The sequence below is a fragment of the Streptomyces sp. NPDC050535 genome (assembly GCF_044457665.1).
GTDB lineage: Bacteria > Actinomycetota > Actinomycetes > Streptomycetales > Streptomycetaceae > Streptomyces.
In genome coordinates, this window is the sequence record NZ_JBITHE010000010.1 from 200,274 (window position 1) to 215,273 (window position 15,000).

7 protein-coding genes and 2 pseudogenes are annotated in these 15,000 nt (G+C 66.2%); 6 read left to right on the top strand and 3 right to left on the bottom strand.

Annotated elements, in window-relative coordinates; all coding sequences use genetic code 11:
* Nucleotides 1-181: 181 nt before the first annotated feature.
* Nucleotides 182-772 (bottom strand): annotated as a pseudogene (locus ACIBLC_RS23345) (site-specific integrase); the annotation flags it as partial.
* Between ACIBLC_RS23345 and ACIBLC_RS23350 the strand changes: the two are divergent.
* The 6 genes and pseudogenes from ACIBLC_RS23350 to ACIBLC_RS23375 form a co-directional block, all read left to right on the top strand.
* Nucleotides 693-1,352: pseudogene (locus ACIBLC_RS23350) on the top strand (radical SAM protein); the annotation flags it as partial. The pseudogenes ACIBLC_RS23345 and ACIBLC_RS23350 sit on opposite strands and share 80 nt — an antisense overlap.
* Nucleotides 1,349-1,516 (top strand): hypothetical protein, encoded by a 168-nt coding sequence (locus ACIBLC_RS23355; RefSeq protein ID WP_399213070.1) that lies wholly within the window; start codon nt 1,349-1,351, stop codon nt 1,514-1,516. The pseudogene ACIBLC_RS23350 and the gene ACIBLC_RS23355, both read left to right, overlap by 4 nt.
* Nucleotides 1,517-1,594: 78 nt before the next feature.
* Nucleotides 1,595-2,461: a GNAT family N-acetyltransferase gene (locus tag ACIBLC_RS23360; RefSeq protein WP_399213072.1), complete on the top strand. Its 867-nt coding sequence runs from the start codon at nt 1,595-1,597 to the stop codon at nt 2,459-2,461.
* A 377-nt stretch (nt 2,462-2,838) separates the two neighbouring features.
* Nucleotides 2,839-4,881, top strand: coding sequence for a helicase HerA domain-containing protein (locus tag ACIBLC_RS23365; protein ID WP_399213073.1), 2,043 nt, complete (start codon nt 2,839-2,841; stop codon nt 4,879-4,881).
* Nucleotides 4,881-6,281 carry a hypothetical protein gene (locus ACIBLC_RS23370; RefSeq protein ID WP_399213074.1) on the top strand — a complete coding sequence of 467 codons (1,401 nt, stop codon included), beginning with the start codon at nt 4,881-4,883 and terminating at the stop codon, nt 6,279-6,281. Before ACIBLC_RS23365 ends, ACIBLC_RS23370 begins: the two co-directional genes overlap by 1 nt.
* The gene (locus ACIBLC_RS23375; protein ID WP_399213075.1) at nt 6,278-7,492 is read left to right on the top strand and encodes a DNA adenine methylase; all 1,215 of its coding nucleotides are present in this window, start codon (nt 6,278-6,280) and stop codon (nt 7,490-7,492) included. The genes ACIBLC_RS23370 and ACIBLC_RS23375 overlap by 4 nt, the downstream gene beginning before the upstream one ends.
* Before the next feature lie 984 nt (nt 7,493-8,476).
* Here ACIBLC_RS23375 and ACIBLC_RS23380 read toward each other — a convergent pair.
* Both ACIBLC_RS23380 and ACIBLC_RS23385 read right to left on the bottom strand, forming a co-directional pair.
* Nucleotides 8,477-12,751 carry a caspase family protein gene (locus ACIBLC_RS23380; protein ID WP_399213076.1) on the bottom strand — a complete coding sequence of 1,425 codons (4,275 nt, stop codon included), beginning with the start codon at nt 12,749-12,751 and terminating at the stop codon, nt 8,477-8,479.
* Complete coding sequence (locus ACIBLC_RS23385; protein WP_399213077.1) at nt 12,741-13,568, bottom strand: hypothetical protein; 828 nt, start codon at nt 13,566-13,568, stop codon at nt 12,741-12,743. The genes ACIBLC_RS23380 and ACIBLC_RS23385 overlap by 11 nt, the downstream gene beginning before the upstream one ends.
* Between the last annotated feature and the right edge of the window lie 1,432 nt (nt 13,569-15,000).

Consider the following 15,000-nt stretch of genomic DNA (forward strand, 5'->3'; position numbering starts at 1 on the left):
TCGGCTTTCGCCTTGTCCTTGGCCTTCTTGGCGGCCCTACGGGCCTCCTCCGCCTCGGTCTTCCGCTGAAGCGAACCAGCCTGGCGGTGGCCTCGGCCGCGTTCTTGCCGACCTGCGGCAGAACGCTCTGGTAAATGTCCCGCGTGATCCGGGTGTCGCTGTGCCCGAGCGTGTCCGACACGATCTTCACGTCGATGCCGGCGGCGAGCATGAGCGTGGCCGCCCCGTGCCGGAGGTCGTGCAGCCGGATCGGCGGGAGCCCGGAGGCGGCGACGAGGCGCTCGAAGAGGTCGGTCATCTTCCCGGGATGGAGCCAGGAGCCGTCTTCCTGGGTGAAGACCATGCCGGTCTCGACCCACGCTGATTCCCACTCCTCGCGGTCCGCGTCCTGCTGTTCGCGGTGCCGTTTCAGGACTTTGGCGGTGTCGTCGTCGAGCGCGACCACGCGGAAGCCGCTGTCGGTCTTGGGCTCGGAGGTCTCGACCTCCCACCCGTCCTGGACGAGCTGGGCGGAGACGGTCAGGGAGTGGTCATCGAGGTTGGTCTCCGACCAGGGCTGCGCGCATGCCTCGCCCCGCCGCAGGCCGCGGAAGGCGATCAGGTGCCACATCGCGTACAGCCGGTCCTCCGCGAGGAAGTCGAGGAACGCGCCGGTCTGTTCGGGCGTCCAGACCATGACGGGGGAGGGCTTCACCAACGGCTCCTTGCTGTTCCGCCCCGACCTGCTCCAACTTTTCCGGGAATGCCCGCCGTACCGCCTCGTCGTCAGCATGTACGGCGGGAGCGAGGAGTCCTTCGACGCACTTACCCAGCGGCGCGGAGCCTGGAAGGCGTTCCGGCGTGGGATAGATGCCGCCCGCGCCGCCGGGCTGCCGCTGCGCATCAACATCGTGGTCACAGAGGACAACGCGAGCGAAGCCGACGAGATGGCCGCGCTCGCACGGGAGTGGGGTGTGGAGCATCACGCGTTCACCAACATGACCCCGACGATCTACGGCGGCGGCGAACCGCTCCTCGCGCAGTCCGCGGACCACCTGCGCCAGCGTAAACCGTTCGCCGGATGCAACGCCGGTCACACCTTCTTCCACGCCGACCCGCACGCCAGGGTCTCGATCTGCAAGGTTGGCCGCGACGACCAGATCGACCTCATGACCGAAGGCATCGAAGGACTGCGACGGCTCGGCACGATCGCCGACCGCCTGATGCTTCGCACCGGAGGGTGCGAGGGCTGCGCCCTGTCCGGCACATGCCGGGTCTGTCGCCCCCTGGCCAAGCACTACCAGGAGGCGAAGGCGCCGCTGCACAGCTACTGCCAGCACGGAGACTCGGAGAAAGAGAAGGTGAGCCCATGACGCCCGGACCCGTACCAGTACAGATCCTGACCGGACCACCCCGCAGCGCCCGCCGCGCGGCACCCCCGGTGGCCTCGGCCGCTGTGACGCTCGTCGCGGACCTGGACGACGTCGTCGAGAGCGCCGAGTGCTCCTGCGACGCCGGCGACGACAACCCCCACTAATCCCGGCCCGACCGATGTGCTCCGGCCCGTCACACTGAAGGGCCGGAGCACCCTCCCGTACAGCGCTAAGGTGCCCGCATGCTCTTCCGCTGGGACTGGCTCCGCCCCGTGCTCACCGCACCGGTCGTGCCCACCCTCGGCCCCGTCCACCCGCACGCTCTGACGGCGGACCTCTTCGAAGCCACCCTCCTCGTGGCCGCCGACCGGCGCTTCCTGCCGTACGACAAGGACCGCCGCTGGGGCAACGAGAAGCAGGAGGTCGTCCTTCCTGGCGATGTGGTCCACCACCCTGACCACACACTCATCCCGACTCTGTTGACCCGCGGCCGACGAGCGGTGAAGGTCTTCGCCTACGGTCACCGGAACGAACTCCTGGACCAGGCCGCCGAACTCGCAGCGAAGCTCGCGGCCCTCCACGGAGCAGCCTCTGCTCGCGTTGTCCGGCCACTGGGCCCGGAGACAACCCATACACTCGGCGTCCGCATCCAGCTCAAGGACTTTACGGCGCGGCACTGTCCCCCCTCCCTCGGCCCTGTCCGTCGGCTCGAAGACTGGCCCCTTCACATCCGCGGCACCTTCACCGCCTTCGCCCAGACGATGTCGGCCGACGGCTTCGCCTTCCTCGACCGTCTGATGAAGACCAAGGGATGCGGCCCGGTCCTCGTGGCCGTGGTGGAGGACCGTATTGTCGGTGCCATCGGCCCCATGGAGATCTGTCCCGACCCAACGGGCGTCGCCCAGCTCATGCCGCAGTACTTCGCTGTGCACCCAGACGCTCGCGGGCACGGACTCGGCCGGCACCTGTGGCGGGCAGCCATGCACTGGGGCCAGACTTGCGGCGCGGTGTACCAGCTCCTTCAGACCGAAGTCCGGGGAGCCTCGGATCACCTCTGTCGCAGCGAAGGGCTCGCCACGCTGGGTTTTCTCCACGACAGGACGGTCTGACGCAAGCTCGGCACGTTCCTGCTAATGATCAGGCCGCCGTGCGTCAGTGGGACGAGCTACCCTGCTCGCGTGATAGCAGGTGCTCTGCCCAGGCTGCACGAGGTAGGCCAAGGAGCATGGGCAGCCAGGTGAAGCGAAGAGTCTGCTCCCTGACCCGCCGCTGCTAGTCGGCCTACGCGGGCAATACCCCGATGGGGGTCTTGCTGTCGGCCAGGGATCGGATCAACTCAGCACCTGGCGAACTCACTTGGTACTAGGCTGATCTATCTCAGCAGCGCTGCGTGACGTCTTGTGACACTCAGCACGCTACGGGATCATTGATCTTGTCGGTCAGATGAGCGGGGGTTTCTGGTGGGTGCGTTCGGAGCGGGTGGAAAGTGACGGAATTCATTCCCGGCGTTGGCGCCGGGTCTTTGCTGCGGTCTGAGCTGCTTGCCGATGGTCGGTCGACCCGGATAGGTGCGATTCACCAGATCGACTACGGCCAGGCCGTCGTGCTGACTCACGATCGCTGGAAGTTCGACGCCGGTGGTATTCCGCAGTTCTCGTTCCTCCTCGCGACCGCGCAGGACGTCAACGAGCCACACGTCGACGATGACGAGGTGCTGCTTCTGCGCGTGGAGGGCACGTCGCCGCTGTCGCTTGAGCGAGACCTGCACGCAGTGCGCGAGGAGTCCCTGCGAACGGCTCTGTCTAACAACCAGGACCCATCGCCATCCGCCGTGCTCGATGCGGAGCTCGACCCGTTCACCAAGAACCGCGTGTCGTTCACTGGTGTGCGATGCAAGATCCTCGGCACCTTCTACGAAGACGACGTGGATGGGCAGAAGGTGCTGGAGTTCGGTGCCGACGTGGACAACTTCTACGCCACGTCCACATACCGAGTTCTGAAGCCTATCGGTGACGGCCTCGCGACGATCGCCTCCTACCTCAAACCGACCGGACGCCCGGTGGAACGCGTACGCATCGGCGCGGTGCGGTACTCCGCTACGCGGCGGCGAGCTAAAGCCGCCAAGCAGGCCGACGCCGCAGTCGAAGTCAACATCCGGGACTTCATTGGCAACAAGACCGCCCTGCTCGGCATGACTCGGATGGGCAAGTCGAATACCGCGAAGATCATCATCGCGCGCACGTTCGTGGTCTCCGAACGACAGCGCGCCGCTGGCGGTCACCCCATTGGTCAGCTGATTTTCGACCCGCAGGGGGAGTACGCCAACCCAAATGTGCAGGATGGTACCGAGATTGCGGCGATCGGTGCGGACCATGTCCGGATCTTCAAGTTCGGTGCGGACGGCACGCAGCCGCACGTTAAGCCTCTCAACATCAACTTCTTTTCTGAGAATCAGATTGACGCAGTCCAAGGGTTGATTTCCGACACTCTTAGCGGCGATGAGTCTGGTTACGTCAAGGACTTCGCGGGCATGTCCTACGCGGATGTTCCAGGAGATCGCTCCGCCACCACGCATGCCCAACGTGCCCGGCTTGTTCTCTATGGCGCGCTGATGCGCGCGGGGTTTGCAGTGCCGACAAATTTTCGCGCGCGAATCAATATCAGCGCCGCTTTTCAGCAGAAGATTGTCGCCGGACTCGGCCGTAACCCGTTTGTGCAAGTTGGGAGCAGTGCCAACTTCGTGGCCGTCGCTGCAGTAGACATCGAGAATGTCGTCGACAAGATCGTGGAGCTGCGCGACGCCGGGGATACCGACGCGACCAACTTCGCGAAGGACGTCCGCTGGAAGAGCGTTGAGCCAATTTTCACGACTCGCAGTGGGAACCGCAGCGTTCGCGGCTGGCGAAATCTGAATCCACTGCGCTCGTTTCACAGCCCTGCGACACAGAACGACCCTGCGATCGAGATCTACGAGGAGCTTCTCCGGGGGCGCATTGTGATTGTCGATTTGCATGTCGGGGCCGAAGCTGTGACCAAGGCGCTGAGCGAGTCGATTACGCGTCGGCTGCTTTCTAAGCAGACCGAGGTGTTTACCTCTGGGCAGGAACCGCCGCACATTCAGGTGATGCTTGAGGAGGCTCACAACCTGTTCTCATCGGATCGCTATAAGGATGACCTCGACGTCTGGGTCAAGCTCGCCAAGGAAGCGAGCAAGCTGAATCTCGGCATGACCTACGCGACGCAAGAGGTCTCCGGGGTGGCGCACCAGGTCAAGGCGAATACTGCCAACTGGGTTGTCGCCCATTTGAACAACACGACAGAGGTGCGGGAGCTGGCCAAGTTCTACGACTTTGGAGCGTTCTCAGATGCGATCATCGCCTCCGAGGACCGCGGGTATGTGCGGCTCAAGACACTGTCCTCGCCGTACATCGTCCCCGTCCAGATCGATCGGTACGACATCGCACTCGTCAACGAAGCACGAGCAGCAGCTGGTGACACGCCGTTGGCACTGAACGGGACGGCACTCTGATGCCGTACGAGACTGTCGGCGGGGCTCACGAGATCGCATCGCGGCTGGGGCATTCGGCGGCCGCCATCCGGGCGATCGCGGACCAACGCACCTTCCATGTTCCGGCTGAGGCGATCCAGGACCTGGATTCGATCCGCAAGCGAATCCGTCCGCGGGGCGACTTTGCTGCCCCGCCTGAGTCAAACCGACTCACCGCTGCGCTGGCGGTCGACGGTTCACACGTCGTCGAGCAGGTTCGTGACGGCCTGCCATCGGTCCTGTACGGGTTTGCACAAGCCGCCGCAGCGTACGTGGACCTCGGTGTCATGGAATCGCAGCGGGCCGAGCGGTTTGTGGACCCCTACAAGATCGAGCGTGCGGTAAACACCGCCCTCGTGACGCTGGACCTGCCTGTCTCCGGCGCGTACATACGCGCCGAGGTCGACATTGTGACCTCGTGGCGCGAGGTCATCAATGAGCTGTTTCGGCAGAAGAAAATCGACGTCAACCGCCTTGACCAGCCGCTGATGGACCTGCTATTCCTTCTACACGGCGTTCCCGGGGCGCCGGCGGCCACAGTGCCGGTTAACTGCCCGACGCAGGACTGCAAAAGGGACGTTCCTGTGCCGCCTGCTGGTGCCGATTGCGACGTGTGTGGCGTGCATCTTTTTCCCACCGACGTACTCCGTATCCACGAGGAGGTTGGCGAAGAGGGCACGAACCAGTCAGCTCTTGGGCGGCTTATGTCGGTCATTGAGCTGTTGGTGCTGGTCGGGCTGGCGACGCTACTGTGGGAGCAGTCACGCCATAAGGCTTTGCCTACGACGCTGTTCATCGTCGATGGCCCGCTAGCAGTGTTCGGCACACCAGCAAAGCTGCGCGGGCGAGCCCTTGATTACTTTCAAGCGATGGGCACCACTGCTCCGGGCAAGGCGCCATATATCTGCGGAATTGAGAAGTCTGGAGTTCTAGTCGACTACGCGCGCCAGCTGGCCCGGCACGACATTCTCGAACCGGGTGACCTGTTGGTATGCGACGAGCAGATCATCGCTCGAGTGGTCAACGCCAACAACGCCCGCGCCTATGGCAAGGAGACTTACTGGGGGCGCAAGTTCGTGTATCGCGCGCTTGATGGGCGGGTCGTCGTCCCGACCGTGCCCCCACCGACCGGTGCACCGTACGATGCCAATGGCGGCCAAGCCGACCCGGCAGCTTACCCGACGCTGCCAGCAATCCTCGACGTGATCGACCGCACCGGTTCCTCAATGTACGTAGATGGCATCATCCCCGTGGCAGCCGCGCACGGGAAGGCCGCATTCCCGATCGGTGTGGGCACCGATGTGCTCCGTCTCGTAGCCACCAAGCGTCTCGGTCTCGACTCGTCTGGTGGACAAGCAACTCCGGTACGGTTCGCCCCATGATCGAGAATGCGGCTGTGCTGTCGGCTGTCCCCCCTCCTGATGCTCACGTTGCGCATGTTGTTGCGTCGGCAATCCCGATGCACATCCTCGACAAGCCCCGCCCACTCGTTTCACCCCTTGGCGCTGTTGACCACGCGCTCATGATGAGCAGGTACCAGTCGCCACTGCGTTATCCAGGAGCAAAGTCGTCCCTTGCGCCCGTGATCGCCCGAATCTTGGATGCTGCCAAGGGGTCGAGGGCCGTTCCGGAAATCAACCTGCTGGTCGAGCCTTTTGCCGGTGGAGCGTCGGCGTCCTTGCGGCTCGTCGGCCAAGGGCTCGTCGACCGAGTGCTGCTCGCTGACGTGGATCCGTTGGTTACTGCCTTCTGGCAAGCCGCGGCTGCTGATACAGAGGCGCTGATCGACCGTATGCATGACGAGTGGACCCGATATGTCAAATCGGGCGGAGTAGCCGCCGTCGAGCGGTGGGACTACTGGCGTTCCTGGGAGCCCTCTCGGGAAGCGAAGCCTGCCACCGTCCGACTGGGATTGGCAACACAGTGCCTATTCCTAAACCGGACAACGTTCTCTGGAATCCTTCACGGTAAGGCAGGACCGATTGGTGGGCGCAAACAAGAGAGCCCATACGGTATTGGATGCCGATGGAATCCCGAGGCCATAGAGCAAAGGCTTCGATATGTCGGTCACTTGTACGACGCTGGCCGAATTGTCGATGTCTGGCACAAAGACTGGCGACGGACACTCGATGACTTGCCCAGTTACTACCCGCAGTTGATCCCGTCTCGCGTCATTGCCTACCTCGACCCGCCCTACATCCAAAAAGCCTCGCACTTGTACCGCACCTCATTCGACCCCCGAGGCGGATATGGCGGCGGCAGGGGTGGCAAGGCGGGATCAGACAATCACATGCTCCACATGCAGCTTGCCGGATATCTGCGCACCAAGGCGCAGTTTCGCTGGCTGCTCAGCTACGACAACAACCCAATGTTGACCGAAAGTACTTGGCTTTATGCGCATGCTCGCATGACGCCTAGCCGCGTGGATCGGGAAGCGCTTGGCGTACGCTCGTGGCCCTTGACTAAACGGTTGGTGAAAACGCGTTACACCGCTAGTGGCAAGACCGGTAAGCGCGATGCTGATGAACTCCTCATTACAACACTCCCGCCGTCCACTGTTCCCCTAGATCATCAGCTGCGCGAGCTGCCGTGATTGCTGGGGAGCATCCGCCCTCCATCACCTGTTCAGCACCCTCCATGCGTAATTGTTCGTGCCCGCGACCCGGTTCAGCTCTGTGCAGGTCGGCGCACGGCTTGGACGCCTAGGGGGCCACATCTGTTGGTCGGCTGCTGGCCACGATTCGTCCGAGACTACCTGTCGGTGACAGCTTTGGTGTTGCGATACGGACAGAGTTGTCGGGCGATCGCCCACCGGGGCATGTCCTGCGCGAGCCCATGAGTCGCCGGTTGCGGTCGGCGTAGTTTACGGTCCTTGCTGCGCCGATGCGCGACTATCGGGGGCTACTGCGACGGTTGGATCGGAAACGGAGAAACGAGCCGCTGGGCTGACGGTTACCACGCTACAGCGGTTTGGCGTGGCTCGAAGCAGCCAGCCTGCGTGAGCGCTGCGTGAGCGGACTGGTCAGCACCAGTCTGGACCAGCCGTCACGCTGATCAAGGTCGCGGGCTTTTGATCAGCGGAAATGGGATTTTGTGGCACCGTTTGACACAAGTAGAGATGATCTTGCAAGCCCTCGTAATGCGTAGGTCTCGGGTTCGAATCCCGAAGGCGGCTCTGAAGAGTGCAGGTCAGAGGGTTGAAGGCCCTTCGTGGGGAATCGCGGAGGGCCTTTCTCATGCCTGATGGGAACATTCCGGGAACGGTGACCGCGGATGTTTGTGTCTGTACGAACCGATTCATACCCGTGGGAGCCGTCTCGCCTCGGTTGATGGAGCTTGGGCTCGTACAGGGAAGGTCGATGAGTGGGCCGGACCTCATACCGTGGCTGTGCGTTGGCCGCGTGGCGCCGGAAACACGAGGCCGCTCAGAGGCTGCGACGATCGGAGCCTGAGTGTTCCCGGGTCTTGAGGGCGGGAGGCCGGATGGTCGGCTGTGCACGATGTGCTTGCACCATCGGCATCAGGGGTCCACAGAGACCCTTCGGGTCTGGTTAGGCGGCGCTTCCTTCGTGGAGTACTAGTCTGTCGGTGTCCGGTTGAAGACGGCGATGTCGCTGCCGAAGGAACAGATCAGAAAGCCCTCTGGGGCGACTGCCACCGCCCGGCAGGGTTCCGGAAAGTATGCGACTGCGATGGGCCCGCGCTTCGCCAGATCCCAGACCCGCGCTGTTCCGTCCTCGGAGCCGGTGACGGCGACTGGTCGCCCGTCCAGTGTGGTGCACGCCAGCGCGTGCACGATGCCGGTGTGGCCGGTGATGGGCCGACCGATGGGCTGGCCGGTGGCAAGATCCAGCACCCGTACGGTTCCGTCGTCGGAGCCGGTGACGATGACTGGTCGCCCGTCCAGTGTGGTGCACGCCAGCGCGTGCACGATGCCGGTGTGGCCGGTGATGGGCCGACCGATGGGCTGGCCGGTGGTCAGGTCCCACATCCGTATCGTTTTGTCGAACGCGTGAGTGACGGCGACAGGTCGACCGTCCAGGACACTGCATGCCACCCTGCCCACCGCGCCGCTGTGGCCGGTCAGTTGGCCGATGGGTCGGCCGGTGGTCAGGTCCCACACTCCTACCGTTCCGTCGGAGCCGGTGACGGCGACTGGTCGGCCGTCCAGCACTGTGCATGCCAGCGCGAACACCGTGCCTGTGGGGCCGGCCGGCCGGCCGACGGGGTGGCCGGTGGCCAAGTCCCACACCCGCATCGTCTTTTCGATGTATCCGGTGACGGTGACGGCGACTGGTCGGCCCCCCAGCACCGTGCACACCACACGATCTACCAAGTCGTCGGCGGAGAGGTTCAGTTGGCCGACGGGTTGGCCGGAGGGCAGGTCCCACACCCGAATTGGTGGGGAGAAGGAGCTGGTGGCGGCGACCGGCCGACCCTCCAACACGGTACATGTCACCGAGTGCACCAGGCTGGTGTGGACGGTCATGGGCTGACCGGCGGGTTGGCCGAAGACCAGGTCGCAGACCCGTACCGTCTGGTCGTCGGAGCAGGTGACGGCGACGGGTCGATCACCCAGCACTGTGCACGCCACCGCACGCACCCCGTTGGTGTGAGCGGTCAGTTGGCCCAAGGGCTGGCCGGTGGTCAAGTCCCACGCTCGCAGTGCTCCGTCGTCGGAGCCGGTGACGGCGACGTGCCGGTCGTTGAGCGTGGTGCACGTCACCGCACGCACCGCGCTGGTGTTACCGGTCAGGGGGCCGATGAGCTGGCCGGTGGTCAGCTCCCACACCTTCACTGTTCCGTCGAGGGAACCGGTGATGGCGACAGGTCGGCCATTGAGCACCGTGCACGCCACTGCCATTACCGGCCACGGGGTCACCATGCCGTTCCCTTCGAGCTGGCTGGCGCAGCGGGTCAGCAAGCCGATGGGTTGGCCGGAGATCAGGTCCCAGACCCGCACCGCCGCGTGGGTGTCGCCGGTGACGGCGACGGGTCGGCCGTTCAGCATCGTGCACGCCACCGCCCCCACCCTCGCGGTGTGGCCGGTCATGGGTCGGCCGATGGGTTGGCGGGTGACCAGGTCCCAGACCCGGACCGTTGCGTCCCAGGAGCTAGTGACGGCGACGGGCCGGCCGTTCAGCATCGTGCACGCCACCGCTGTCACGATGGCGGTGTGGCCGGTCATGGGTCGGCCGATGGGTTGGCCGGTGGCCAGGTCCCATATCCGAACCGTTTTGTCGTCGGAGCCGGTGACGGCGACGGGCCGGCCGTTCAGCACCGTGTATGCCAGCGCATCCACCGCGTCGGTGTGGCCGGTCATGGGTCGCTCGACGGGTTGGCCGGTGGTCAGGTCCCAGATCCGCACCGTGCGGTCGTGGGAGCCGGTGACGGCGACGGGCCGGCCGTTCAGCATCGTGTACGCCAGTGCCCGCACCGCGTCGGTGTGGCCGGTCAGGGTGTTGCGTACTGCGGGGGACACGGTTGCACCGGATGCGCTCAGGGGTTTCCACGCATGTTCGGCCGCTTTGCTGTTGAACGCCGCGAGCAGGGCTGGGGCGTTGTAGCGGGCGGCGTCCAGGGCGAGGATCTGACGGCGTTCGTCCACGCCCGCGTGGCGGTGGGTGGCGATGGAGGCGCGGTAGATCGCGGCCGGGAGCCGGGTGGTTTCGGACCGCACGGTGTGCAGGTGGACCATGAGGGCGTCGGGGTTGGCGTGGACCAGGTACTCGGGGTCGGTGACGAGATCGTCGAGGAGGCCGCCGTGGGCTGCGTGGGTGGCCAGGTGGCGCAGGGTGTACGGGTGGGCCCGCTTCCAGTCACGGCCCCCGTCGGGACCGTAGGGGACGTGGTCGAGGAGGGTGCGGGTGAAGGCTGCGTGGATGGCGGGCGCGTCGGTGTCTTCGCGGAGGTGTTCGGCGAGGGACTGGTGATAGAGGCGATAGGCGGAGCGGTCGGCCTCGGTGGCTTCGACGACGTAGGCGCCGGCGGTGCGGCGCAGCCACAACAGGTCGTCGTCGGTGTAGGTGTGGCCGGAGGCGGTGCTGGCCAGGGACGCCCAGAGGTCTTCCCAGGGCAGGCCCTGGCCTTCGGCGAAGGCCAGGGGGCGCAGCAGGTCGGCGGCGCGGGCGGCGTTGTCGCCGAGGCGTTCGGCCAGGTCACGGTGCATGGCGTCGCCGGGCAGGCGGGGCAGATCGGCCCTCCATGCGGGGTCGTCGGGGTCAGGTAGTTCGGGGTTGGCGGCCAGGGTGCCCGCGGTGATCCGGGCGACGAGGAAGGACCGCCCGGCGGCCGAGGCGACCTGGCGGGCGATGGCTAGACGCAGAGGGTCGGGGCAGGTGAGGTACGGGGAGTCGGGGCGGGCTTCGATGAGGTTGCGGACGGTGTAGACAAGCAGTGCCTCGGGGTCCGCGTAGCGGTCGGCATCGAGGTCGATCTGCTGTTCGCGTGGGAGACCGAGGCGGTCCAGCAGGTGCGGGCGGGTGCCGAGCAGCAGCCGGATGCGGCCGGCGGCGTGGGCGATCAGGGGGCGCAGAATGCTGCTGCACAGGGTGTCGGGGGTGGCGGCCTCGTCCAGGGCGTCGACCAGCACGGTGAGCGGCCTGCCGTGTGCTGTGAGGCGGGGTGCCAGGGCTTCGAGGAGTTCATCGACGGTGTCGTGGGCGCGTATGTGCGCTGCGGCGGCGATGCCGTGCAGAACCTGTTGGTCGGTCAGGTTCTGGGCGTAGATGGTGACGTCGACGGCGTCTTCGGAGGGAAGGATCTGCGGGTTCAGGCCGAGGCTGTCCAGGGGGACGGTGCGGCGGCGGTCCGGATGGGTCAGTGCGGCGATCAGCCCGAGTACGGCGGTCTTGCCGGATCCGGGGCCGGCGGTGACGGCGAGCGCGGGTCGGCCGGGGCGCTGGAGCCACTGGGTGATCTCGAGAAGTGCTTGGTGGCGGCCGGAAAACCACCAACCGACGCGGTGGGGGTCGGAGCTTCCCATCGCCCGTACCAGGAGCCGGGTGCGGAACTCGGTCGCGCGGCGCTCGGCGTGCTCCCCCCATTCGGCGGTCTGCTGGATGCCCAGGTCGACGCCGGTCAGGCGGACATCGTGGCGGGGGTTGGGCAGGAACGGGGGCACCGTTCCGGTCAGGGCGATCTGGGTCAGGCCGATGCGCTGGTGGCCGGGTCGGTCAGGGTGGTCGTTCATCTGCTGCACCACGGTGTCCAGCGGCAGAGCCTGCGGTCCGTGGCCCGCGGTGGCGAGGCTGGTCACTGCTTGTTCGAGCAGGTGGGGGAAGGCTCCGGTTTCGGCCTGCTCGTTGGACTGGGCGGAGGCGACGACGACGAACCCGGATCCGGATTCCTGGCCCCACTGGCGGTTCATCCTGGCCAGTGCGGACGCGGCGAGTTCGTTGCCGCCCTGGCCGGAGTAGCAGGTGTCCAACAGCAGCATCAGCCGCCTGACGTCGGTTCCCAGGAGCATCTTGCGGGCCAGGGTCAGGGTCGGCAGGGCGTCTTCGATGTCGTCGGGGTCGGTGTCCGCGGTGAGCAGGACGTGCTCACCGCCGTCGTCGAGGATCTCGCCATGTCCGGCGATGTATACCGCGATCAGGTCATCCGGACGACGTTCGGGGGACTTGCAGAACGCACGCAGCCGCTGCGTGAGCTGACCGCCGGTGGGGTCCAGGCCCAGCACCGGGGCAAGCTCGTAGCCGAGCCGGCCGGTGAAGAGCTCCACTATGCGTTCGCGGGCCTGTGCCAGGCTGGGCCGATCCCACCTCAGATGGGCGGAAGCCTTTGGATAACGGGTGATCGCGGTGGCGATCAGTAACCGGCGTGGGGCGGAGTCCGCGGACTCAGCGGGCATCGAGACCTCCGGAAATGGCCGCACCGGTGCGGCCATCGGTCAGGTAGGCGGTGGCGTCGTGGGCGTGCGAGCCGTTGTGGACCACCACCCCGCTCACCCGCTCGCCGAACAGGGGGCGCAGGTCTTTCACCAAGGCGACGGCGTCCCCCTGGTCGGCCAGATTCGTCCATGCCAGAGCATCCCCGCCCGGCCACGCACCGGTCGGGGCCGGCTCGGGCTGCAGGCGATCGAAGACCATCCTCAGCCCCAGCGGTGAGCCCAGGGTCACCAGGGCCCGCACACCGTGCCCGTCAAGGGCGCACAACGTCTCGTAAGCCACCACCGAGCCCAGCGAATGCGCCACCACCACCCGGGTATCGTCTCCGATCGCCGCTGACACCCGGTCCCGGGCAGCCTGACGCAGCCCGGGTTCCAGCAGATACCGGCGGGTCTGCTTCACATCGAAAACAAGCGCCCGCAACGCCAGACCCGAGAAGAACCGCGACCGGGACAAGGCCCGCAGCGCGGCCTGCGCCGACCGTGGCGTACGCGCCAGGGTGTCCCCGTCCGGCGGCGCCACCCGATCGTCCACCGCTGCGGCAGCCTGCCACCACGCGAAGAGCAGGTCCTGCTCGAACCCGCCCTCCACATCGGCGGCACCGTACACAGGATCGCCGACCGCCAGCGTCTGACCCTGCGGCCGGAACAGGTCCCCGTAAAACCCCATGGCCAGATCTCCGGGTGCCAGCGCGAGACCGCCGACCCGGCGCAGACCATCAAGCAGTGCCGGCCGCCAGTCCTTCAACAGGCTTTCCTCGCCCAACAGTTGCTTGCCCACCCCATGCACACCAACCACACGTGCCACGCCGCCCCCCGCCACCGTGCCGTCCAGCTCGGACCACTGTAGAAGCACACGACGTCGCCAGCACCGGCACCAGCACGTACAAATCGGCCCCGCCGCGAGAACAGCGCGCACCTGACGCAGTCCGTCGTGGTTCATGGATGACAGAGCCGGCTGCTACCGCGGCGGTCGCTGCTCAGCAGACCGGCCTCGGCCCATGGTCTTCAGGCAGTAACTGACGGGCGTCCTTTCGCTAAGGGCTGTCCCGTAATCCCCGGCGGGCGCACGATGACAGCTACGGCACCTCGCCGCGTTGTCGGATCGCCCGAATTGGCCTGGTATGAGGACGGTCCTCCGCCTTGCGATGCACCGCATCTGACGCCGCGCGCTGATCCACCGGGGATTACGGGACACCCCTTAGACCCAATGAGGTGGAAACTGCAGGGCACCGCCGGGGAGATACCGCAGTTCCCGACTTCGCTACGCTGTTGCCGCGCGGCTGACCTGTGCGAACGGTCATGGGCTCCGCCCCGGGTGAAGGGGACGGGATGCCTCTCTCATCCCAATGCGGGTGTGTAGCTCTCAGCTTCGAAACTCCTCGGCTCGTCGGAGGATCTGGCCGCTCAGCGGGGTCCCGTCCAGTCTCAGTACGGCGTCCGAGGGTTGTTCCCAGGGTCCGATGGGAACGTGGTGGGAACACGAGGATTAAGAACGATCGAGAAAGACTGAGAAGGGCCGAGTACGTAGAGGGCCTGTGAGCTTTGCTTGTTCGCGCGGGGCGGATCTGTCGGCGCAATGGGTCCCGGTGGAGAGCCGTGCGTGAGACTCCGTCAGGACACTCTCGACGTCTCGCCCCTGGCCGACGGGTGAAAGTCTCCTGGCTCCGATGCCCCGACGGGCGTCGTCGGGGCTGTCCGGCTCCGGTCGCGCCGTGCAGGCTGTGGCCGTCCACCGCGAGGCCAGGCCGGGCAGAGCCCGAGTCGCTTTGGACCGGGCGGTCGGCGAGCCGACGTCCAACCGCCCGGTCCAGCGCGTCGACGTCCGACCGCCCGGCCTGGCGCGGCGCCGTCGATGTGGGCCGGTAGTCGCCGGACCGTCGTTACCGCGGACAGGAACCGCTTCGGGAACATTGGGTCGAGGCGCATGCCGAGGCGTTTCAGGACGGGCAGCGGGGTGTCGGCGATCCACTCGCCGACCGTCGGCGGAGAAGTCGCCCCCGCCAGAACCGCGGCCGGCGCGAGCCCGCGGCCGGCAGCCGGCAGCCAGGGTGCGTCGTACGCCGCGTGGGTTGCGCCGCCTCGGCCCGCCGCTCCAGCAGGCACGGGACCTCGTCGGATACGACCCCGGCAGGCTTGGTCTTCCACTTGGACCACGGACCACGGACCACGGACCACGGGGCGTGGAGAACTCCATGGTCGCTCCATGGTCT